Consider the following 25,008-nt stretch of genomic DNA (forward strand, 5'->3'; position numbering starts at 1 on the left):
TTTTGAGCTTGAAAATAAAAAACCTTCTATTATAAGAAGGTCTCTCTAAAATAAGTTTTTAATTAGCTGCCCCAGTTAACGAAGCTAATTTAACTCTAAATAATGATTTAATAATAATCAAGTATGCAGTTGAAAAAATTGCGACTGAGACAAAGAATATAGATACATAAACATATCATTCAATCATTAATGGTATTGCTATTTCAAGTGATAGTAACATTTTAGGGACTAATCCAAGTAATAGACCCATAGTTGTACCTATAGCTAATAATGAGAAGATGAACGTTAGAGGCAAGAATATTCAAATAATAATTGAATTTATTTCTTTTATAGAATAACCTTGAACCCTCATATAATTCATGAAGCTTTTGTACTTACCGACAAATAAATCTGTAATTACATAGATAATTATTATTCCCACTATCATAGAAATGGTAATAAATACAACAGATATGCTTGCAACCGAGGTAATAAGATTTGATGTTGCTAATTTTTTGAGAGAAATATAGTCAGTGAATCCAATGGCATCACTCATATATTTATTAGCATTATTGGTTGTATTATTTCAGTTTTTAAATTTAACTATTGCTCTATCGTACTTATCAGTAGGTTCTGGATTAGAGCTCATTTTTGCATTACTTCAGATATTTACACTCTTATTATCATTAAATTTAACAGATGAGTCATATTTTCTAAATCCTATAATTTTATTCAATTTAACTTGGTCCATATATATTTTTGGACTATCGTAAACTTTTTCTACCTTTACAATATTACCTTGAAATGACTTTTGTACTAAGTTGGTTTTGAATAATCCTTTTTCAAGAGCAATGTTTCATCAACTATTAGTTCCTGAAATAAGATCCGAGATGTTTATGTCTTGTGGTTTACCATTCTCATAATGTCTAATATCAAAAGGATTAAATTTAAACTCACCAGATGATGGTTTTAATTCATTACCTGAGACTTCTTTATAATCATTATTTGTATCATTTAATAAGGTTTGATTTAGTATACTTACATCTTTTATTTTTAGTGATATTTTATTAATATCTTTATACTGTTTATATTCACCATTTTCAAGATAATATAACGTATTTGTAGGCTTATTCGAGTCTTCTACAGGGTAAGAGGCAAAATGACCTAAATCCAATTCATTTACATCTATGTCTTCACCGTCATATTGTCACACAAAGTTATTATCATCTGCAACTTCATTATTATTATTAACATAACCAAGGTTTTGGACATCGAACTTAAGATTAATTTTATCTCCTACGTTATAACCTTTAAGTTTCAATGTTTCATTGATTGATACATTAATATCATCGTTATTTGTGTATAAAACACTTCTATCAGTTAGATTAATATTTTTTACTTTGGTATACTCGTTTAATCCATATATTTTCAAATCATTGTGTTTTTCATCGGTTGCTTTAATATTTGTATATATCTCATCTTCATTTTGATTATACGAAATAATATTAAAGTTAAAACTAAAGTTTAAAAATGAGTTTACATCATTTTCTCAACGTTGTTTTATTGTTGTTGGAATGATGTTATTTGTCATTGATTTTACACATTCATCATATTCAGCACCTTCAATTGGTGGTTGATTAAATAATGAAGGCAATATACTACAAGCAATATTTTTAATTTGCGTACTTGGTCCTTTGTTATTTTTACTTACCTGTAATGAAGTGTCAATTATTTGTTTCATGTTCCCAGTGGATAATAAATAACCGTTTAGACCAAGAGCCTTATATTTAATAATGCTCTCAAAAAAGTTACTGTAGTCACTTGCATTTTTGCTTCATCCTTCGTTACTAAATAAATTTAAATACTTTCCATCTGTATTTTTCATATATGAAGAAAATAATGAGTTTTCATTGTTGAATTTGGCATTGTCACCATTAGTTTCACGCCAGTTATACTTAGTAAATGGATTATTTGTAACAATATCAGTATATGAATAATCATTATTGTAATTAATTGCATTATAGTACTCTTTCGACATTGTTGATAAAGCATTAGGAATAGAAGCGGAGATGGTTAAAATCATCGTACTTACAAATATTACAAATGAAAATATAATGAGGTCTTTTAATGATAGTGCAATTAATGATCCTCTAATTTTATTAGTAAATTTAGTAAACGATAACTTGTTAAAGAACTTAGTAAGTGATAAATTAGGTTTATTACCTTTACTTGGTTGCATTAAGATAAGTGGATTTTTCTTAACAGTTCTATAAGAAATAAATCATATTAAGAATATAGCTAAAATTGCAAATATTAATCATTCTACTAATAAAAACTTTCAATCAATAATAGTAACTATAGGAATGTTAAAATATATTCCAAATATATTTAGTAAAGGTTTTTCTAAGGCAATACTTAACCCTCATCCAATAGGAACCATTATTATTATTGGTAAGCTTAAATATAAAATAAAGTTGATAATAATTTTTGTTTTTCTAACACCTAAAGCTTTAAGATTTCCTATTTGACCTCTTTGTGAAGTTAAAAACTTTTTAGTTAAATTATAAGTAATAAATAAAATTACTGATAATAAAATGACACAGAATATAAACGAGATTAATAGAAATACTTTTGATGCTTGTCCAAAGAATCCACTTCTCATATTAAATACTTTTGTATCTTTGAATGCTTTTGGGTTCAATCTAGTTAATAAGCTATAATCATAATCTGAATTTAAACCACTATTTGTAGAAGAGAAGTTGTTGATTTGTTGTGATACTTCTTTAAGATTAATAACATTATCAGCAGCATATAATCTAAATAAATTAATATCATATTCCATTGATTTATTATCACCATTATGTTTTAAATATGCTTTTGAAACGTCTTGAAATTTATTATTACTAATTTTGCTATCTTCATCAGATTCTGATGAGTTAAAAAAATCTTTGAATAATTGAGTATTTATATAAAAAATCGCGTCATTAACTTGGTTTGCTAAAATATCTTCATCATAAATTGTTGGATATATATTTAATGCATCTACTCCGACAGCATCTAATTTTAATTTTGATTGTGCAGCAGAATCCTCACCAGCGTTAAACGATCCTTGTGGAATAACACTATATTCCTTACCAAGTTGTAAACTATTGTTTTTATAATAACCATAGGTAGTCATAAAAGATCTTTTAGTAAAATAACTTTCTGACTTATCATTACCTTCATAAACTGTATATAAATTATCATTATTAAATTTATAACCGTGTTGTTTAGTATTATCATCAGTATAATCTGTAAATGCAGATATAAATCTATATTTACCTTTTGAATCTCACATAACAACTTCATTGGTATAAGTAATATTAAAATTAGTTAGATCTGATAGGATATCATAATACGAATTAAATAAATCTTTAGCTCTTAGGAAAGTATTTTTGTCTAAGAAATATTGGGTTGGACTATTACCAGTTTTAAATAAAGCCTCAGATTCATAATTTTTTAATAAATAACTACCATAATTTTTAATATTATTAGAATCTCATAATTTATTAGAAATTGAATTATAATTATTATTTATCGAAGTAGATTCATCATCGATAATAAAATATTTATAAACACCTTCAGAACTTTTATATAAATTTCCTATTCTGCCTTTATATCCATTTTTTTTAAAATCTTCAATAGAATTATAACCTTGTTCACTACTATTATTAGAATAATTAACAAATTGATTTACTTTATCTGCTAATTTTTCATCATTTAAGTTATCTTTAATTATATTGTTAAGTAAGAAATTTTTTATTGAAGCTGTGAAAGAGGAATTATTCAAATAAAACATGTAGTTATAAATGTCTAAAGCAGCTTTTTTTTGACTTGCATTCAACACTTCATCTTTAAAATCATTATTTTTTTTATATACTTGTCCAATCATTGAACTTTGAAATGCTTTTGATTTTTCATTAAATCTATAAAATCTACCAAATGCCTTTGATTTTACTATATCAATTTTTTTATCTTCTGTATAGTTAAAGACAGACTCACTTGATAATGGGGTATAACTATAAGTTTTAACATTATCATCTTTTTTATATCCTTCTGTATCACCAAAACCAAAGTTTAGTAATAGATTATCACTAGAATCATCTTGAAAATAATAAATATAAGAGCTATAACTTGATTTTCCATCTTTATTAACAGTACCACTAAAATTGAAGCTTAATAATACTGAGTCTTCTCCTCCAATAGTTATTGTTGGAAAGCTTATTTTATCATAAGATACATAATCATTGCTAAATGCAAATAAGGGAGAAATTGTTTGAGTGTCGTTTGAACTATATGAACTTGATGTATATTTATAACTATAATCATAACCTTGGAAATTCTTAGATACATTATTATTTGTACGAACCAAGTTTGAAGAAACAACTCCAAAGGCAGATGTAAAAATTACACCAATACTTATTAAAGTTAGATAAATTATAAACTGTAGTCAATCTTTAAACAGTTGCTTTATACCATTTTTAAATAAAAGCATAGGCACTTCCTTTTTCTTAATATACATTTTTAATGCAATACAATTATAATTAATATGAGAAGAAAAATCTACATATTAAAACAAATATATAGTATTATTTTTAATTAAAAATAGATTTAAAACAAAAGTTTTTTTATAAATATTAATAAAAAATACAACCTTAGTTGTATTAAGAAATAATTTTCCCTTGTGCTAATAAGTTATTTCCTCCACCTTTTAATGTATGGGTTTTGACTGATTTAAAAATATTAATTGCACTATATTTTTCTGTTAGTGTTTTAGAAACCGAAACATAATATGTCATTTTAGCAACATTCACGATATGAATAACTAAATTTTCATATTTATTTTGTAATATGTCCATTAGAGTTTTAGTTTCATAATCATCTAGGTCATTTACTTCAAGTATTATTTCGTTGTACCCATCTTTGCTTATTGGTGATACTTCTTTGTATTTGCTCACCTTTTCTTCAACGCTAATATCTCTAAATTTCTTTTGTAAATCTCTGAATTCTTCTTTAATATCATTTATTAAAATTTTAAGATCTTCAATATTATACTTGTTGATTACAAACTCATTAAAACTATTAATAAGACTATCTATTTTATTTATGCTTAGTTTTTCTTTAATTTGTTCTAGTTTGTTAGTAATATTTAATATTTCAACTTTATAAGTATCATATAGTTTATTTAAGTAATTATTAATTGCTGAGTGACTTGTTAGAGCACTATATCTATATAAACCACTACCTTTAGAATCGACATTAGTTATTAATAAATCCTCTATTTCTTTTGTTGAATTAACATGTGTTCCACCACATAATTCACACGAGAAAGTACCGAACTTTATAACCCTGACAATTTCATCATACTTTTCAGTGAATAATGCAAGTGCATTATACTTATCAAGAGCCTCTTTTAAACTACAATAAATAGTTTCTCTTGGTAAATCATTTTTTATTTCTCTTTCAACAACTTGATGTATTTGCTTTAATTCTTCTCTAGTTGGAGGTCTTTTATATGAAATATCAATTCTAAAACCTTCTTCATCGTTATAACTTCCATTTTGAATAGCTTCTCTACCTAGTACTTCTTGAATAGAAGCCTGTAATATATGTGTCCCTGAGTGATTTTTTAAAGTAAAATATCTTTTATCTTTATCAATTATTGCGTGAAATTTTTGTCCAACTCTTACTTTGTTTGTAAAAATAATCTTATGAATATTTTGTTTATTTGGGCCTTGTTGTACATCAATGACCTTGTACGAGTTATTATATTCATCAATTACATACCCATTATCAGCTGCTTGACCTCCTTTTTCAGCATAAAAAGGGGTTTTATTAAAAATAGCATATACCGTTTGATTTTCTACTTCATCAAGTGGTTTATCATCTCAAAACATATAATTTAAGACTACATCACATTCTTCTAAATCATATCCGACAAATTCTGAAGTTACATTTAGAGAAGTAAGGATTGGAGATTGCTTATTTCAAACTTTATCATTTTTTCTAGCACTCCTTGAAAGTTCTTTTACATTTTCAAGCAACTCATAATACTTTTCTAATTCAACAGTTACATTATATTCATTAGCTAACTCTGAAGTTAATTCTATTGGAAAACCATATGACTCAAATAAAAGTAGTGCATCTGCAGCACTTACAAATTTTTTGTTTTTTATAATTGATTCTAATAAATCAAAACCTTTGTTTAGTGTTTTTAAGAACTTTTGTTCTTCATCTATGATAACTTCTTTTACTAGACTTTCTTTTTCTACAATATATGGATAAAAATAACTCATACTATCAATAACTTTATCTACTAATTTATACAAGAAGGCTTCATTTATACCAAGTTTTCTTCCGTATACAGAACTTCTTCTTATTAATCTACGGATAATGTAACCTCTATCTTTGTTACTTGGGAATACACCATCACTAACTGCAAAAACAACAGCCCTAATATGGTCTGCAATTACCTTAAATGCAGTGTTTATTTTTTGCTGATTTAACTTAATATTTTGATAATCTTCATATACATAATTATGTTTATTTGAACACAATACTTCTAATTCTTTAATTGTAGGTAAGAATAAATCTGTTTCAAAATTTGTGGGTGTATTTTGGAAAATAGATGCTAGTCTTTCTAAACCTGCACCTGTATCAATATTTTTTCTTGGTAAATCATTGTAATTATTATTACCATCATTATTATATTGAGAAAAAACAATATTTCAGATTTCAATGTATCTATCATTTTCTAAATCTTCTTTTAGTAATTTTGTCCCTAACTTATCTTTATCTCAATATTCCCCTCTGTCAAAAAAAATTTCAGTATTTGGTCCACAAGGGCCTTGTCCAACATCTCAGAAGTTTGTATCGCGACTTCCTTTGAATATATGGTCAGGCTTAACTTTAATTATATTTGATCATATATCAAATGCCTCTTGATCATCTTCATATACAGTAATATACAAAAGTTCCTTATCGATTCCAAATCATTTATCAGAAGTTAATAATTCTCACGCAAATGAAATTGCTTCCTTTTTGAAATAATCTCCAATAGAAAAGTTACCCAGCATTTCAAACATTGTTTGATGACGCGCTGTAATACCAACATTTTCTATGTCATTAGTACGTATAGATTTTTGTGAATTAGTTAATCTTGGAGATGGCGGAACTAACCTTCCGTCAAAATAAGGTTTTAGTGTTGCGACTCCAGAATTTATCCATAATAAACTTGGATCATTAATAGGTACCAAGCTAACTGGTTCTAAAAAATGATGTTCTTTTTTTTTAAAAAATTTAATTCAAGTATCTCTTATTTCATTAGTTGATAATTTTTTCATAGTTCTCCCTTATATTGAACACTTACAATGAACAGCAAGTGTTATGCCACTAAACTTATTTTTATTAAAAAATTCATTGTTATAAAATTTTATATTTCACGCCTCATTAGAAGAGTCACATGAATAATGTTTATTATAATTAATTGTTTCGTTACATACTATACATATTCTATGTATATCAAACTTATCCTCAGTCGCACCACATTGACACTCTAGTGCATTGCTTCAAGCATTTTCTGCTATTTTATCAAGTTCTATCTTATCCAAAATAAATTCTCCTTTATAACAATTCATGTAATAAATTTAATAATCTATCCACTTCATTAACTAATGGTAAATATACATTATCATCTTCAAAATCTACTCCAACTTGTTTTAAGGCATCTAAAGGATCTAAGGACCCTCCTAATTTAAGAAAACTTATAATATTTTCTTTTTTATTATTCTTAAAATCTTCATATAACTTGAAACTTGCGACTATATCTATTGCATATTTATAAACATAATATGGTGAGTAAAAGAAGTGTGATATTTGAGACCAAAAGAATGTTTTTCTTTCTTTGTTATCAAATAAATCATACCCATACTCATTTTCAATGTCTTTATAAATTGACTCTAATTTTGATGCACTAAGTGGTTCACCATTGGCTATCATTGTATGAGCAGTATGTTCAAACTTAGCAAACTGTATTTGTCTGTAGAAAGTAGAGACTATATCAAATACCCTTTGTTGAATTAATGATATTTTTTCATTATTATCCTTAGTTTTATTTATCATAAATTCAAATAGAATATGTTCGTTAAATATTGATGCCACTTCAGCTAAAATTATTGGATAGTTATTTAAGGGGTATGGTTGAGCCTTTGTTGAAAATATTGTATGTACTGAGTGACCGATTTCGTGAGCTAATGTATTTAGAGATGAAAACTGATTATCTCAATTCATTAAAATTATTGGGTCTAACTTATAATCACCTGATGAATAAGCACCACTAACTTTATTAACGTCCTCATAATAATCTATCATATTATCCTTAAATGCTACATCTAAATTATTTTTATATTCATCTCCTAGTAACGATAATGCTTCTTTAACTATATTTATACCTTCTTGGACAGAATATTTAGTAGCATCAACATTTGTAAGTTTTAATTCTTTATCTGTTGAGAACATTTCTTTTAAGCCATGTGTCTGTTTAACAAGGTTAAAATATTTTTTTAATGTAGCGATATGAGTTTTACCTGCTTTTAATAACTTTGTATAAATCGATTCAGAAACTTTATCAGACTCTAAATGCATATTAATCGCCGAACTATAATTTCTTAATATATAATCTTCTTTATCTTTGGTTAAAATACTTTCATAAATTTTTGCGTAGGTATGTTTATTTTTTGCATACTTTTCAAAGTATTTATTTACATAATCCTGACGAAATTGTTGATCTTTAATAGGGTCTGAATTCTGCATAACATCTCTAAATGTTGATGTATTTAAAATATATTCTTTCTCTTGATAAAGTATTTTTTCTTCACTAACATCTGCATATGTCAAAGTTTCATATATATCAATATAATTCGATCTACTTTGTTCAATTTTAGATATAAGTTCTTCTTGTTCCTTTTTTAGATGATGTTTTTTACTTTCAAATAAATCTTTATAACCTTTAACGTATCTTTGTAAGTTATTATTTTCTAAAGTTGTTAGAACATTATTCTCATCCAAAGATAAAATTTCGGGTACTACAAAACTTGTCATAACGTCAACTTCTTGTGATATGTTTGAATATATAGTACTTAATTCTTGCAATGATTCATCAGTCTTGTCCAAGTCTGAAAGGTGAAGATACCTGGTAAGTTTTGCATCAATTTCGTCCATACCTTCTTCAACGCTAATTAACTTTAATAAGTTATTTTCTTGTCCAAGTTTCCCTTGTAGTTTATAAATTTCTTTAGATAATTCTAATAATTTTTTAGAATCTTCTTTCCATTCTCCAATATTTTTATATATATTAGTAAAATCTCATTTGTATTTTATACTTGCGTTATTTCTTTTCATATCATTATTATAAAAGAATACTTCTAGATTTATAAGAAAATATTATTATAACTTTATAAAGCTTTTAATTTTTTGATTGGGTATAACTTTTCATAAACTTGATTATAAATAATATCGGTTGTTTTACTTTCTTTAAAATATTTAGTAACTACACTTGAAAGAAATAGTGTAAATTCTTTTTCTCTTACGACCCCTCTTATAGAAAAAATATAAGAACTAGTTATATGTATAGTTTCAGTGTCTTCTTCGATATATACATAATCATCTAACCCAGTGAATATTTGTCTTGCAGCAATAGATATTGGATTTGCCCCATTTTCTATTTTTTCATCTAGAAATTTTAGGTATGTTCCATTTAATTTGTTAGCTTTTATTCCGGCTTCATTAACTTCCTGAGTGTCTTCGTAAGTTTTAGCAAGTCGTGACGTAGTCATTTTAACTGGTTCATTATACAAAGGAACTAACGCTAGTACGTTACTTGTTATTAATTCACGAACATCTTTGGTAGTTTTGCCACTTCTTAAGTTAAAAACTTTAGTACAACCAACAACATTAGATGTAGTGGTTAATAATGAAGTTGAAAGCAATGTTAATGACAGAAATTTTAGAATCTTTTTCATATTAATCCTCATATTTATAATTAAAATTATTATACAAATTAATTAAGTTTTTATTAATATTATTTAAGGAATATAAAAAAAACTTCATACTCTTGAAGATGAAGTTTCTTTAACTACTATTTTAAAAGTTCAAACATTGTTTTTAACATTGGAGCTCTTCCTCTATGTTCGTGGTCTGCTGTTGCTGCAATATCAAGGTGTAAATACTCCTTACCTTCTGAGAATGATTCTAAGAAAGCTGCGGCTGTTGATGAACCTGCTTCTCTTCCTGGTTCAGAGTTTGTAATATCAGCTATTTTTGAGCATTTCATTGCTTCAAGATGATCACAAATTAAAGGTTGTCTTCAAATTGGTTCCATTGACTCCGTTGACGCTTTGTAAAAATCATCATAAAAACTATCCGACTTACTAAATGCACCAGTAAACCATTTACCTAAAGCAATTACTATTGCACCAGTTAAAGTTGCAACTGTAATAACTCTTTCGGCCTTTTGATTTCTTACTGCATATGTTATACCATCAGCTAAAACCAATCTTCCTTCTGCATCCGTATTATTTATTTCAACAGTCATTCCATTCATTGAAGCAACAACTGATTCTGTTAATGTTGCATTCCCACCAATTCTGTTATCTGTAAACATTCCAACTGCAACTACATTACATTTAGCTTTTCTTTTAGCTAAAGCCATTACTGTTGATAAAGTAATTGCGGCTCCAGACATATCAAATTTCATATCATCTAAATAGTTAGAAGGTTTTAAATTATAACCCCCTGAATCAAATGTTATACCTTTACCAACTAAGGCAATTTTTTTAGCGCTTGGGTCTCCATTGTATTCCAAGACAACAACTCTAGGGTCTACATAAGAACCTTTATTTACAGCTAGTAATAAGCCCATTTTCATTTCTTCAATTTGTTTTTTATCAAAGATTGTTATTTTAACATTCCCTAACTCATTTGCCTTTGCTTCAATTCTTTTTGCAAGTTCAACAGAAGTACCAACGTTTGGTGGTAAATCTTGTAAATCACGCGCAAAGTTCATATACTCTAGTTTAATTGAAGATTCTTCATATAAATCTTTGAATTTTGAATCAAATACAAAATTATAGTTCTTACATTTACATTCTTCTTTTTTCATTGAGAACTGTTTGTGTGTTTCAAATAATGTTGTTTCTACGACAGCTTTGAAAGCTTTATTTGCGTCTTTAAATAGACTAACGAATGAGTTTACATCAATATTAATATCATATTTATTAGTTTTAAAAAATGGTATCAAAACCTTAACAAGGTTTTTTAAACAACAATCATCCTTCAAAAACATATAAATTGTTTTTTCACTTTCAATTAAAGTACTTACTCCATGTTCTTTTATAACAAGACTATTTAAGTTGTACTTTGAATTAACCGCTTTTAATGTTAATTCTAAATTTTTATCATTTATTGTTATCATAAATTTTCTCCTTCTTTATATTCTATTATAAAGTAATTCTTTGTTATGACTTATATTAATTACTTCTTTACATAATTTATTTCTACATTTTATATATATACTAAGTCTGAATTTAGCTTTTTGTAAATTATTTAATCTTGAGTACATATTACCGTGATTATTACTACACTTTGCTCTTTTTGATACTAATTTTGTGTTCATGTTGTATCTTTTTGATCTTAGTATATAAATATAATAAGTCTCTAAAAATAATCTTTTACTTTGGTCCTTTTCCAAACTTAAAATTAGAAATTTAATATTACTTTCTGTTGCTCCAAGTTTACTCATTATACGGTATTTTTTTTTATTTGAGTTAAGACCTTGAATATGTTGTTTAAACCTTTTGAATAAATCTATCGACTCACCAACATAGCTAAATATAATACTATTATCAATTTCACAATACATTAAATACACACCAGAAAGGATTACTCTTTGTTTTTTTATACAACTAATGTCTATCTTAATTTTTGTATCCTTAAAATAATTTACTAGTTTATTCATATAAATATCTTCAATTAATTTATAATCGTTTATTATTTTTGTTTTAATATCATAAACTATTTTAAATTTTTCAGTTGGTTGCATAAGTTTCCTCTTATATTAATGTGTATTTATAAAAATTATATATCTTTAAATAACTTTTGGTATCTTTACTTTAATAATTAATTTTAAATTAAAAAAACTTTACGAATAAAGTTTTTTAATTATATTATTATTTTTCAATACCAGTTACAGTACCAGCACCAATTGTTCTTCCACCTTCTCTAATTGAGAATTTTGTTCCTTGTTCAACAGCAATTGGTTTAATTAACTCAATTGTTAGTTCAACGTTATCACCAGGCATAACCATGTCTGTTCCTTGTGGTAAGTGAACTTCTCCAGTAACGTCTGTTGTACGGAAATAGAATTGTGGTCTATATTTATTAAAGAATGGTTTGTGACGTCCACCTTCTTCTTGTGTCAATGCATATACTGATGCTAATAATCTTGTGTGTGGATTAATAGTTCCTGGTTTTGCAAGAACTTGTCCACGTTCAATATTACTTCTATCAACACCTCTTAAAAGAGCTCCAACGTTATCTCCAGCTTCAGCATAGTCAAGTAATTTTCTAAACATTTCTAGTCCAGTAACAACTACTTTTTTTCTTTCTTCAACTAAACCAACAATTTCAACTTCATCGTTAGTTTTGATAACTCCTCTTTCAACTCTACCAGTTGCAACAGTTCCACGTCCTGTAATTGTGAATACGTCTTCAACAGGCATTAAGAAAGTTTTTTCTTTATCACGAGTTGGTGTTGGGATGTATTCATCAACTGAGTTCATTAGTTCTTCAACTTTTTCAACTCATTTTGCATCACCATTTAAAGCTCCTAAGGCAGAACCATAAATAACTGGTGCTCCATCTCCATCAAAATCATATTGACTTAATAACTCTCTAACTTCCATTTCAACAAGTTCGATCAATTCTTGATCATCAACCATGTCACATTTATTTAAAAACACAACGATTGCTGGTACTCCAACTTGTCTTGATAGTAAGATATGTTCTCTTGTTTGAGGCATTGGTCCATCAGTTGCAGCAACAACTAAGATAGCTCCATCCATTTGTGCAGCTCCTGTAATCATGTTTTTAACATAATCGGCATGACCTGGACAGTCCACGTGAGCGTAGTGTCTTTTATCTGTTTTATATTCAACGTGTGATGTATTAATTGTAATACCACGTTCTCTTTCTTCTGGTGCGTTGTCTATATTTGCATAGTCTTTAAACTCAGCTCCACCTTTTGCTGCTAATACTTTAGTAATTGCAGCAGTTAAAGTAGTTTTACCGTGGTCAACGTGACCTATTGTCCCAATATTAACGTGAGGTAAACTACGGTCGAATGCTTCTTTTGCCATAATCTTAATTCCTTTCAAAAAATTTTATAAAATGTCATAAATTATTTTAATTGATTTTATATAAATTACAATAGTTTTTATTTTAAGTTAATTTTTATTTTTGAGATTTTTTAACAATCTCTTCTGCAATACTTTTTGGTGCTTCATTATAATGACTAAATATCATTGTATAGTTTCCACGCCCTTGAGTAAATGATCTTAGTTCAGTTGCATAACCAAACATTTCTGATAAAGGCACTTTTGCTTTAACAGTTTGAGCATTTCCTCTTTGTTCTGATCCTTCAATAAGACCACGTTTTGATGATATGTTACCCATAACATCCCCATAATATTCATCTGGAACAGTTACTTCAACTGACATTATTGGTTCTAATAATACAGGATTTACTTTTTTTGCTGCTTCTTTTAAAGCTAGTGATGCAGCAATTTTATAAGCCATTTCACTTGAGTCAACGTCATGGTATGAACCATCAACGATTGTTGCTTTGACATCTATCATTGGGAAACCTGCAATAACACCATTTTGTAATGCATTTTCTAACCCTACTCTTGCAGCGTTGATATATTCTTTTGATATTTTACCACCAACAATTTTGTCAACTCATTCAAACCCTTTATCATGATTAGGTTCAAATTCAATAACAACGTGACCATACTGTCCACGACCACCTGATTGTTTAACATATTTACCTTCTACTTTTGCTGATTGTTTAATAGTTTCTCTATAAGAAACTTGTGGTGCACCAACATTAGTTTCGACTTTGAACTCTCTTTTAAGTCTATCAACGATAATGTCTAGGTGTAATTCACCCATTCCAGCAATAATAGTTTGACCTGTTTCTTCATCAGTGAATGTTCTAAAAGTAGGATCTTCTTCTGATAATTTATTTAAAGAAATTCCTAATTTTTCTTGATCAGCTTTTGTTTTTGGTTCAAGAGCTAAGTGAATAACCGGTTCTGGGAATACCATTGATTCTAATATAATTGGATTTTTTTCATCAGATAATGTATCACCAGTTGTTGTATCTTTTAATCCAACAGCAGCCGCAATATCTCCGGCATATACTTCTTCAATTTCTTCTCTATTATTTGCGTGCATTCTTAATAATCGACCAACACGTTCTTTTTTGTCTTTTGTTGCATTAAGAACATAACTTCCTTTATTCAATATACCTGAGTAAACTCTAAAGAAAGTAAGTTTACCAACAAATGGATCTGTCATTATTTTAAATGCTAACGCAGAGAAAGGTTCTTCATCAGTTGAATGTCTTTCTGATTCACTACCATCTTGTAGAATACCTTTAATTGAAGGTACATCTAAAGGTGATGGTAGGTAATCTACAACGGCATCTAGTAATAACTTTACACCTTTGTTTTTAAATGCAGACCCGGCTAATACTGGGAAGAATTCAGCTGATATAACCCCTTTACGAATTGCACCTTTTAATTCAGGGATAGTAATTTCTCCCCCATCAAGGAATTTCATCATTAATTCTTCATCATATTCAACTGCTGCTTCAATTAATTGTGCTCTTAGCTCTTCTGCTTGTTCTTTTAAATCGCTTGGTATTTCAATAGGTTTAGCTATTTCTTCGGCTGCACCATCAAAATGTCAAGCCTTCATTTCAACCAAATCAATAATTCCGTCAAACTGATCTTCAGCACCTATTGGTAATTGAATTGGTGATGCTTTCGCACCCAGTCTATCACCAATAGTTTTAACAGAGTACATAAAGTCTGCACCTGTTTTATCCATTTTGTTTACAAATACTACTCTTGGAACTCTATATGTAGTTGCTTGACGTCAAACTGTTTCAGTTTGTGGTTCAACTCCACTTTGCCCATCAAGAACAGCAACTGCTCCATCTAGTACTCTTAAGGATCTTTCAACTTCAACTGTGAAGTCAACGTGACCTGGAGTATCAATAATATTGAATCTATGGTCGGCTCAAAATGCAGTTGTTGCAGCAGAAGTAATTGTAATACCACGTTCTTGTTCTTGTGCCATTCAGTCCATTTGTGATTCTCCTTCATGAGTTTCACCTATTTTATGAATTTTACCAGTGTGGAATAAAATACGTTCTGTTGTTGTAGTTTTACCTGCATCAATGTGAGCCATAATACCAAAGTTTCTTGTTTTATCTAAACTATAATCTCTTGGCATAATTGCACCCCCTTAAAATTATCAACGATAGTGTGCAAAAGCCTTATTTGCCTCTGCCATTTTGTGAGTATCTTCACGTTTTTTAACTGAACCACCAACACCGTTTGATGCATCAATTATTTCGTTTGCTAATCTTTCAATCATTTCTTTTTCATTTCTTAATCTTGAGTAATTAATTAGCCATCTTAATGCAAGAGTAACTTTTCTCTCATTTGAAACTTCGATTGGAACTTGATAGTTAGCCCCACCAATACGTCTAACTTTTAATTCTAAGTGAGGTTTAATATTTTCTATTGCTTTATTAAAAACTTCTATAGGACTTACCTGAGTTTTTTCTTTTATTATATCGAATGCTTTATATAAGATATGTTGAGCTGTTCCTCTTTTTCCATCTAACATAATTTTATTAACTGCTTTAGTTACTAATTTAGAATTATAAATTGGATCAGGTAGTACATCTCTTTTTTCCGCTTGATGTTTACGCATTGTTTTTCTCCTTTCTAATTATTATTTTTTTTCTTTAGGTCTTTTAGCACCATATAAAGAACGACTTTGCATTCTTTTATTAACACCAGTTGTATCTAATGTTCCCCTAATTATATGGTAACGAACTCCGGGTAAATCCTTAACCCTACCACCACGTATCAATACAACACTATGTTCTTGTAAGTTATGTCCTTCTCCTGGTATATAAGCAGTAACTTCCATACCGTTTGTAAGTCTAACCCTTGCGTATTTTCTTAACGCAGAGTTAGGTTTTTTAGGAGTCATTGTAGCAACCCTTGTACAAACTCCTCTTTTTTGAGGAGAAGATACTTTAGTTACTTTTTTTAATAAAGTATTAACTCCTCTATTTAATGCAGGCGCTTTAGTTTTTCAAGTTTTTGCTTTTCTTGGTTTTCGAACTAATTGGTTTATTGTAGCCATAAATTTTCCTCCTTTCCACAATACCGAGTGTTTTGTTCTTACACAAAGGTAATTATATACTTAATTTTAATAAATATCATACTTTTTTTAAAATTCTCCAATAATATTTAGTAATAAATTAATTTTAAATATATGGAAAAAATATTAGCAGTACTTGGCCTACGAAAATTATTACATCATCATCAAGTTTAGTTATAGTATGTGGTAAAACTGATGATACTAATTTAAATATAAAATTTTACTTCAAATTATAAAACAGCTGAGTCAGCAAAAGGTGCTTATGATACATTTAAGTGGGATAATACTCCTAAGGATAGTCCAAAATTAATAGTAAATTTTAAATTACCTGGAGGCGTTAGTGGAAATTAATTTTAATAAAGACCAGTATACAAAAAAATCACTAGCAACGGTAACCAAGAAATCCTTAAAGAACTTAGAAAAGTAAAGGGGAAATTTGAAAATAAGACTGACTTAAAAGATGTAGGAGAAAATATGCAAGAAGCATTTAACAATTATTATGTTACAAATCAATTTATGGTTGATATGAAAGAAAAGTTTATTGATGCTGCTTCTAATAGTAATGGAGTTATTGAAATATCAAGTGCGTATAAAGAAAAAAAACACTGAGTATAACAATCTATCATCATATATCCAAGATTGAATGATTAAGGCAGTAGATACTTCAATTCCTGAGAATACATATATTTCAGAAATGATTTACATACTAAAATAGGTTGGAAGATTCATATTTTTCTAACAATTAATAAGAATAACAACGGTTATAGTGATGATGATACAGATAAATCAAATTAAATTGGTCTAACGTAAAAAAATAAGTGCTAATGTAACACAAGAAGAAGTTGATGCTGAAATTAAGAAATTAGTAGAATGGATAAAGTTAAGGATACAATAGCATTAGGGGTTTACAAACTTAAGTTATTTGTCCAACAACTAGTTTTAACTAATGGGAAAGATTGGTTATTAGATGTAGTTACAGGATTATTAACAGGATTTTCAAAGTTTGCTTTAGATAAGATTCCTGTGCTTAATACATTATTTAAAGTGCCGGGTTCACAATGAATAACTAATAAGTTAGTTATAATACCTTTAAGTGCAAAATTAGCAACTTATTGTTAATTTAATAATTGAATTAGCAGATAGCAATAAAATTAGTAGTGAACTTTTAAATCGTATAAATCTTCGATTATTATCAAAGTATAAGATTAGCTATAATAATAAAAACGCTAACATATGTCAGCGTTTTTTTATTAGTCTTTATTACATTTTTCATTTAACATTGTATTTGTTGTTTTAAGTTTTTAGTAGATTAGATATTATATTACACTTATTCTAAAAAATACAATCATTTTATATGTAGATGTTACGTAAGGTATTTATAAAAGGACTTATTCATTTAGTAAAACTTAGTTAAATAAATTTATATTTGGTAACATATTAATAAATGTTGTTTCGTTCATTAATCCTTCATTTAAAGGGTAAGTTAGTACAAGTTCAAGAATTAACACTAGTAGATAATATGTCTCGATATAATCTAAAAATAGGGTTACTCTACTATTATTAAATTCATCTTCTTTAATACTAGTTATTTTGTTATTCAATTTCTTATAGTTATCTATAAAAGAGAATATATTATCTATAAGCATAGAGAATGCCAGCATAGAGTCTTGTTCAATAACAGTATTAAGTCATAAGTTAAAATTCTTAAATACCTCTTGTGAATCCTTCTCCATCATTAATTCATTATATTTAAATGTAAGATCACTAAACTTTACACCAATAGCTTGAACAGCAGTTGAAATCATAACATCAACACCTTTTTTGGTTTTAATAGTATTTTTCTCAAGACCCTCTTTTTTTAAATTTGTATTTATTGATAAAATTACTACCATTGCATTCTTAATTATAGATAATATGTAATTAATAATAATTATTTCATTTTCGTTATTAATAGGTTTTCATTCTTTTATTGAACTATTTACGCATTCTCCAAATCTTTCCACTTCTTTTATAGAGTTAATAGCAGGAAAATCTTCAAAAAAATCTAACACTACTTTTGGTACTTCAAAACTATTACGAATATTTTCTTTTAAGTTTTTGTAAAACACATCCACTCGATTTATAATAATTTTTTCATGATTTAATGGCTTTATATTATTTTTCATGGTGTATTCTCATTTCTATGTATATATTATATTTAAATATTAATTGTTTGTTTAAATAATTAAAATAAAAAGTTTAACTCATTATTTATATTAATTTATTAGGGTATAAAGCTATTATTAAAAAATTAATTTTACTATTTATAATATAATATTTTAAAGAGGTGTTAATTTTGTGAGGAGAAAGTAATACAAGATATTTTATTGATTGAGCTGATGCTTGCCAAAGTGAATCAATTAGAAAAAGATCTATTAATTCAACAGGTGGATACAATTATAAAGAAAACCTTAGTTCAGATGTATCCAGAAAAGCTATGGTTGATATACTAAGTCTAATAAAAAATAATAGAACTTTAAGTGTGCAGCATTTTTTTAATATTGCACCTCCAACTTATGTGTCAAATCCAACAACAAAGTATTTACTGCTACAATTATATTTTGAAGATTGCATAAAGTTAAAAGGAGAGGTTGATAATTCAACATATAAAGAAAAAAACTATACAATGTTATTTTCAAAGGAATTAAGTTCAAAACAACCACAAACAAATATAAATAATTCTGTTAAACGTGGGCATTCAAATATAGAAAGTATGATTGATAATAATTGAGCTGCAACAGGTAGAAAACTTGACTTCGAAAAAAAACAAAAAGAGAGTAAACGAGAATTTAACATAAATTTAAAAAACCCAAACACAGTTACTACTAATAAACCTGCAGTAAAACCTATAATTCAAACCCAAAAAGAAAAACAACCAGAAGAAGTTAAACCAATAATACCAACTAATATTTTTGAAAAACCAAATATAAAAGTTGAAGAAACAGTGAAAAGTATTAAATACATAAATATACCAAAACCAGAAGTTAAAGAAGAAGTTAAATTAAACAACGTTACTCTGAATCTTACAGAAAGACCAAAACAAATTGAACCAGAAATTATAATTGATAATAAAAAGTTCGCTGGACTTAATTCTTATGAGTTATACTTTATATATAATTTTTTGAAAGATACAATAAACAGAAATATAGAAGCAACATCAAGTATTAAAAACTTTAGTAAAATTGTTTTGACAAGAGCAGATATGGAGTTTTTAAAAGAAGGTAATGGCGTAAGCTTAGTTATAAAAATACTAGTAGTTATATCAAGTTTATTATTAATTGGCTTATTTTTTCTAGGTATAGTTTTTAAAAATAAACAAAAAAGTAAAGCAAGAAAAGATTACTTGAAACAAATTAAAGAAAGTTCTTATAAAAGAATCAATGAAGATTTAAACTATAAATATCCAAATATAATTACAAAATTATATTAAAAAACGCCTATCATAAATGGCGTATTTTTTTTATAAATCTTGCTCTTTTTTTGTACTTTTTAGAGATTTAATATGATTTTTCGCAGTTTTTAAATTATTTTTTTCATTTTTTAATGCAAATTTTGCTTGCTTGATTGCTTCTTTACAACCTTTAATCTTTGTCTCTATCTCAGTTTTCTTTTCTACTAACTTACTTTTTTTTTCTTTAAATTCTTCTTTAGTCATTTTCTACTCCTATCTAAGCAATTATAAAAAAAATAAAAGTTAAAAACTTTTAATTTAATAATAATACAATATTATTTTAACATATTTCAAAAATGTTTTTATTGGTTTCTTTTTTTGTTATAGTTATATTTTTTTAAAAAATCGTCAACACTTTTTTTACTATTGTTTGATTCTTTTTTTTCTAACTCTTCATAAATTAAATTTAGTTTTTTTACTACTGTATCAATTTCATCGCTTATTACATCTCTTCCTGATTTAAGTGATAAATTTTTAAGCAACTCTTCTATATTATTAATTCTTTCTTCAATTTTATCAATTTTTTCAAATGTTGTTTTATCATAAACAGACTTATCCATTTCTTTTTTTGATAGTTGGGTATCTAGGTCTAAAATGTTTTTTAAATCTTCTTCAAGAGCTATATCTCTAAATTCTTTTGATTCATCTATTAAAACATTATCTTGATTATATTCAATTATAGTTTCTTTTTCTTCATTATAAAGATTTTTAAATTTATTTATAAATGTATCTTCATTAATAAAATCATGATTTTTAAAATCATTATTAATTATTTTATCGTCCAGACTTTGAGAACTTGTTAGCTCCTTATTCAATGGAACAGTTGTAGAATCATTTTCTACAGTATTTTGTTCATAGATATTTATTTGATTATTATTTATAGGTCTCACAAACGTTCCTAAAGGAGTATAATCAGATTTCTTCACAACGTCTTTTTGTTTTGTTTCACTTATGGTTATTTTTTCTTCAAGATTAAAATCTTCAAAAATACTTTTTAGTTTTGTTTCTACTAAACTTTCTGATTCTTCTAATGAATTAACATCCATATTAATGGCTCTATCCATTCTTTCTTTAATAAAAGCTTCACCTAAAGCATTTGTACTAGGTGCTGATGAGTCAATTCTAGTTTCAGGTCTAACAAAAGTTTCTATACTTTTATTTTTTTTATCTAGTATATCTTCTTTACTAAACTGATTGTAATTATTTTGTTCTTCAAGATCAAAATCTTTAAAAATTATACTAAGATTAGTTTCATCATTGATGTTGGTATGATAATTGTTTAGATACTTTAAATCCATATTAATGGCTCTATCCATTCTTTCTTTAATAAAATCTTCACCTAAAGCATTTGTACTAGGTGATGATAAATCAAGTCTAGTTTGTGGTCTAACAAAATTGTTTTCAGTAATAGTATTATTTGCAGCTAATGTTGGTGTTACTAATGTTCGATCAATTATAGTTTGTGGTCTAACAAAAGTTTCTAAATTATTATTTATATCTTCTGAAATTGATTCTTCATTACCAAATTGTTTATAGTTATTTTGTTCTTCAATAGAAAAATCTTTAAATATATTATCAAGGATTGTTTCATCACTACTATCTGATTGTTTTAAAGAGTCAATATCCATATTAATTGCTCTATCCATTCTTTCTTTAATAAAAGTTTCACCTAAAGCATTTGTACTAGGTGCTGATGAGTCAATTCTAGTTTCAGGTCTAACAAAAGTGCTTTTATTTTCTGCTTCCTTAGATGAATCATCAGTATTTTTTTCGCTGTCAACTAAGTCTAAGTTTATATCTATAATATTTGTTTGTTTTTCATTTATAAAATCATTTTCTAATTTTTCGTTATCATCAAATGATTTCAGAGATTCATTTTTCTTATATTCCACACTTAAATCAGTTAAAATACCGTGACTATCAAAATCCAGATCATCTAAAATATCAGTTTTTTGATTTAGATCATCATTAATATTTAGCTCAGATAAATCCATTGTAATAGCTCTTGAAAGTTTTTCACTTACATAATTTTCTTCATTATTATTTTTTGCTATTAGTTTCTCACCATAATTTGGGTAGATACTCTCAAACTCCTCAAGTTCTTCTGTTGAAAATGTTTCTATATTAAGAGCCTTTTCATCACTTTTTTCTTGTTCATGATATTCCTTATACACATCTTCAATTGAATGATCAAAATCATCAGATTCTATATCATTTGCTATCATTATCTTTTCTTCTAATAAATTTAGTTTAAATTCAGTTTGTTGCAAATATTCAATAAACTTATCTTCAGATATATTAAGTTTTTTAGCTAGGTCATTAATTTTTTTGGCTTTAGAGTTAAAATAATTTATCAGTTTTGTTTTTACATTTTCATTAACTTCTTTTTCATCAAAAAGTATTGTTTCTCTTAATTTTAATAGAGAATCTTTTTGTTTGTTTCATCTCTCTATTTTACGTTTTAATTTAGTTTCATTTTTCATAATTTCTTCAGGCAACGTAATTTTATCAATGTTTTTTACTAGACCAGTTTTGTTTTTTTCTTGGTTTAATTTTTTCTTTTTTAAAATCACGTTGCCATTTTGCTTTCCCTCTTTAGCTACCTCTCTTTCAAATTTTTTCTCCTCTTTATTTATTGAAATTAGGTTTCGTTCTTCTGCATAGTTATTTAATGCATCACTATCGAACAATACAAATTCTAAAATTAATAATCCTAAAAATATTGATGCTGCCATTATTAATAAAATAGTTTGACTCATTAATAGGGCCATTACAAGTAAAACTAATAAATAACTCTTTACCATTGGTTTCGAAATTTTTTGTTTTTTCTTTAACCTTACCAATTCTACAATTGATATTGCTATTAACGTAATTGCAATAAACATTAATAACCCTAATGTGATAAATGCCCCTATTTCTTTATGAGACATATTATTTAAATTAACCATGAATTTATTATCATTACCAAAAACACTTGAGAATTGGTTTTTTGATAAAAATTCATAAATCTTCATTAGCACTGCAACATTAGCTATCAATGTTAAGACTAACGAAAGAACCAAGTACGCTATTAGTACGAGTGATGATACAATTACAACTGATCAAGCACTTACTATTAAAAATGCAAACATGTTTACCTCCTATTTATATTATTTCAATTACTACCATCTATTGAAAACAAATTATTTCCTCTAGATTGTTCTCTTTCAATCTGTAATTTATCTTCAATATTTATTTGCGATACATTATTGAAATCATTTTGATGTTTCCATAGATTAAATTCTTCATCAGTTTCATTATTTTTATTTGTCTGATTGTTATTAGCCAATATTTCGGTCCTAAATATAGGACCTTCCATTTTCTCTCTAGCTGTTTTCTCTTCGATTTTATTTATTTTGTCGATTTCACTTTGTCTTTTTTCTAATACTCTCGAGACTTCTATTCTCATTTTCTTAGAATTTAATAAGTCATTTCTTAAGTCCGCTTTGTTAGGCTGTGTGTAACTAATTTCTTCTTCAAAATTATTTTGATTTGTATAGTTACTATTTGGATAAATATGATTATTATCATGATTAATCAAGTTATTCAAGTTACTTTGATTAAAACTATTAAAGTTTTCATTATTGTTTGAATAACTTGGGATTTGCGAACTTATATTTGAATTATCTTTATAATTATTTGTTATATCTTTGTTAATAACCGTGCTACTACATTGAAGCGGTTCAACAGGTAAATCAGTTGTATCTTTCTTCTTAATTACAGGTTTATCACTAAATTTAACTAATACATCAACATAATTGAAAATATATTCATTATAGAATTCATTATAGAATTCTTTATCTAATACAAATGTTAAATTTAAATTTGGAATTCTAGTAATTATTTTATTAAAGAATTCAATAAAGGATTTTTTCAATGTTCCTTCCACAGGTATCAAGTTTTCTACAAAAATAGAAATTATACCATTAAAATTATAGGCTTCGAATAAATTTGCAAACTCAGAACATATTAAATCTATTGGGTCATTAACAATAAATACATCGTCCAATATTTCTTCAATATCATCATCAATATTAACTTTACCCCAACTAGTTCCTTTGAACATTAGATCCACACGTTCCCATAGTTCTCTTCTGTCTTCTATATCAATTTGAATTGGTAACTTAGAAATAAATTGTTTTAAAAAGAATCTATAAGGTCTTTTATATTTTGATATTTCTGAAATATCTATAAAAACTTTGTAAGAGCTATTTAAGTCTTCTTTTATAAATCTAACTATTTTTATACTCTCTGGTTTATCAACTGTAATCATTATTAATTTATTAGCAAGATCAGTTTTATTGAAAGACTCTTTATATTTATTTATATCTAATATATTATAGGAGTCTTCAATAATTTTATTTTCAGAAACCTCTTTTTTCTTAGTTTCCTGAAGTTTAGTATCATTGATATCATTTTGATAAAATGGTTTTATAGTTCCCATTGTTTCAGTTACACTATTAATATTTTGATTTTTACTATTTATGTTTAGGAAATCATTGTTGTATTCCCTAATACTATTATTTTCTTTTTCTTTAAGATTTTCTGAAATCGAATTATTTTGACTAAATGGTGGAAAGTTTATACTTTCATTGTTTTTTACTAAGTTTTCACTTGGTTTTAGCCTTTGGTCATTACTATAGTGTCTTTGTTTAATTTGTTCTACTTTCTGATTATCAATACTATTATCTAAACTCATATTAATAGAAGGAAAGGGAGGCACAGACACTTTGTTACTATCATCTATCATAGTTTTGATAAATGACGGCATAATAGCTTTGTTTTCTACAAAACCCATTTGTGCACCTAATCTCATGTATTTTTCTTTTTCTTTTTCTTTTTCTTTTTCTTTTTTGTTTTCTGCTTCTTTTTGATTTTTCATTCTCTCAAAAGGATTAATATACATAGATTCAACCTCCTTTATTACAAGGTAAATTATA

General features: G+C 26.8%; 18 protein-coding genes. 3 read left to right on the forward strand and 15 right to left on the reverse strand.

The window, feature by feature from the left end; genetic code table 4:
* Positions 1 to 58: 58 nt before the first annotated feature.
* From SCORR_RS04855 to rpsL, 11 genes are all read right to left on the reverse strand, one after another.
* Entirely contained in the window at positions 59 to 4,513 is a 4,455-nt protein-coding gene (locus SCORR_RS04855; RefSeq protein ID WP_094049704.1) for an ABC transporter permease, read from the reverse strand.
* A 169-nt stretch (positions 4,514 to 4,682) separates the two neighbouring features.
* Positions 4,683 to 7,361 (reverse strand): alanine--tRNA ligase, encoded by a 2,679-nt coding sequence (gene alaS / locus SCORR_RS04860; RefSeq protein ID WP_094049706.1) that lies wholly within the window; start codon positions 7,359 to 7,361, stop codon positions 4,683 to 4,685.
* A gap of 9 nt (positions 7,362 to 7,370) precedes the next feature.
* Positions 7,371 to 7,628, reverse strand: coding sequence for a hypothetical protein (locus SCORR_RS04865; RefSeq protein WP_157705403.1), 258 nt, complete (start codon positions 7,626 to 7,628; stop codon positions 7,371 to 7,373).
* 13 nt (positions 7,629 to 7,641) lie between these two features.
* On the reverse strand, positions 7,642 to 9,417 hold the full coding sequence (gene pepF / locus SCORR_RS04870) for an oligoendopeptidase F (protein ID WP_094049710.1): 1,776 nt from the start codon (positions 9,415 to 9,417) through the stop codon (positions 7,642 to 7,644).
* Positions 9,418 to 9,470: 53 nt separating this feature from the next.
* Positions 9,471 to 10,037, reverse strand: coding sequence for a hypothetical protein (locus SCORR_RS04875; RefSeq protein ID WP_094049712.1), 567 nt, complete (start codon positions 10,035 to 10,037; stop codon positions 9,471 to 9,473).
* A 116-nt stretch (positions 10,038 to 10,153) separates the two neighbouring features.
* Positions 10,154 to 11,488, reverse strand: a complete 1,335-nt coding sequence (locus SCORR_RS04880) for a M17 family metallopeptidase (RefSeq protein ID WP_094049714.1) — start codon at positions 11,486 to 11,488, stop codon at positions 10,154 to 10,156.
* A 15-nt stretch (positions 11,489 to 11,503) separates the two neighbouring features.
* On the reverse strand, positions 11,504 to 12,115 hold the full coding sequence (locus SCORR_RS04885) for a GIY-YIG nuclease family protein (protein WP_094049716.1): 612 nt from the start codon (positions 12,113 to 12,115) through the stop codon (positions 11,504 to 11,506).
* A gap of 127 nt (positions 12,116 to 12,242) precedes the next feature.
* Positions 12,243 to 13,430, reverse strand: a complete 1,188-nt coding sequence (gene tuf, locus SCORR_RS04890; RefSeq protein ID WP_094049719.1) for an elongation factor Tu — start codon at positions 13,428 to 13,430, stop codon at positions 12,243 to 12,245.
* Between the two features lie 94 nt (positions 13,431 to 13,524).
* Complete coding sequence (fusA, locus tag SCORR_RS04895; protein WP_094049721.1) at positions 13,525 to 15,594, reverse strand: elongation factor G; 2,070 nt, start codon at positions 15,592 to 15,594, stop codon at positions 13,525 to 13,527.
* An 18-nt stretch (positions 15,595 to 15,612) separates the two neighbouring features.
* Entirely contained in the window at positions 15,613 to 16,080 is a 468-nt protein-coding gene (gene rpsG / locus SCORR_RS04900; protein ID WP_094049723.1) for a 30S ribosomal protein S7, read from the reverse strand.
* Between the two features lie 21 nt (positions 16,081 to 16,101).
* Positions 16,102 to 16,521 (reverse strand): 30S ribosomal protein S12, encoded by a 420-nt coding sequence (rpsL, locus tag SCORR_RS04905; RefSeq protein WP_094049725.1) that lies wholly within the window; start codon positions 16,519 to 16,521, stop codon positions 16,102 to 16,104.
* Positions 16,522 to 17,013: 492 nt separating this feature from the next.
* Between rpsL and SCORR_RS05450 the strand changes: the two genes are divergently transcribed.
* Both SCORR_RS05450 and SCORR_RS04910 read left to right on the forward strand, forming a co-directional pair.
* The gene (locus SCORR_RS05450; protein WP_157705405.1) at positions 17,014 to 17,154 is read left to right on the forward strand and encodes a hypothetical protein; all 141 of its coding nucleotides are present in this window, start codon (positions 17,014 to 17,016) and stop codon (positions 17,152 to 17,154) included.
* Between the two features lie 255 nt (positions 17,155 to 17,409).
* Positions 17,410 to 17,658 carry a hypothetical protein gene (locus SCORR_RS04910; protein ID WP_094049727.1) on the forward strand — a complete coding sequence of 83 codons (249 nt, stop codon included), beginning with the start codon at positions 17,410 to 17,412 and terminating at the stop codon, positions 17,656 to 17,658.
* Between the two features lie 287 nt (positions 17,659 to 17,945).
* Here SCORR_RS04910 and SCORR_RS04915 read toward each other — a convergent pair whose 3' ends face one another.
* Positions 17,946 to 18,704, reverse strand: coding sequence for a hypothetical protein (locus SCORR_RS04915; RefSeq protein WP_094049729.1), 759 nt, complete (start codon positions 18,702 to 18,704; stop codon positions 17,946 to 17,948).
* Between the two features lie 170 nt (positions 18,705 to 18,874).
* Here SCORR_RS04915 and SCORR_RS04920 point away from each other — a divergent pair, with 170 nt between their 5' ends.
* Positions 18,875 to 20,008: a hypothetical protein gene (locus SCORR_RS04920; RefSeq protein WP_094049731.1), complete on the forward strand. Its 1,134-nt coding sequence runs from the start codon at positions 18,875 to 18,877 to the stop codon at positions 20,006 to 20,008.
* A 30-nt stretch (positions 20,009 to 20,038) separates the two neighbouring features.
* On the opposite strand, the gene SCORR_RS04925 is transcribed toward SCORR_RS04920, so the two are convergent.
* The 3 genes from SCORR_RS04925 to SCORR_RS04935 all read right to left on the reverse strand — a co-directional run bounded on the left by SCORR_RS04925 (position 20,039) and on the right by SCORR_RS04935 (position 24,974).
* Complete coding sequence (locus tag SCORR_RS04925) at positions 20,039 to 20,233, reverse strand: hypothetical protein (RefSeq protein ID WP_094049733.1); 195 nt, start codon at positions 20,231 to 20,233, stop codon at positions 20,039 to 20,041.
* 98 nt (positions 20,234 to 20,331) lie between these two features.
* Positions 20,332 to 23,160, reverse strand: coding sequence for a hypothetical protein (locus SCORR_RS04930; RefSeq protein ID WP_094049735.1), 2,829 nt, complete (start codon positions 23,158 to 23,160; stop codon positions 20,332 to 20,334).
* 2 nt (positions 23,161 to 23,162) lie between these two features.
* Positions 23,163 to 24,974 (reverse strand): hypothetical protein, encoded by a 1,812-nt coding sequence (locus tag SCORR_RS04935; protein WP_094049737.1) that lies wholly within the window; start codon positions 24,972 to 24,974, stop codon positions 23,163 to 23,165.
* Positions 24,975 to 25,008: the final 34 nt, after the last annotated feature.

The organism is Spiroplasma corruscae, from assembly GCF_002237575.1.
In the GTDB taxonomy this organism is placed as follows: domain Bacteria; phylum Bacillota_I; class Bacilli_A; order Mycoplasmatales; family Mycoplasmataceae; genus Spiroplasma_A; species Spiroplasma_A corruscae.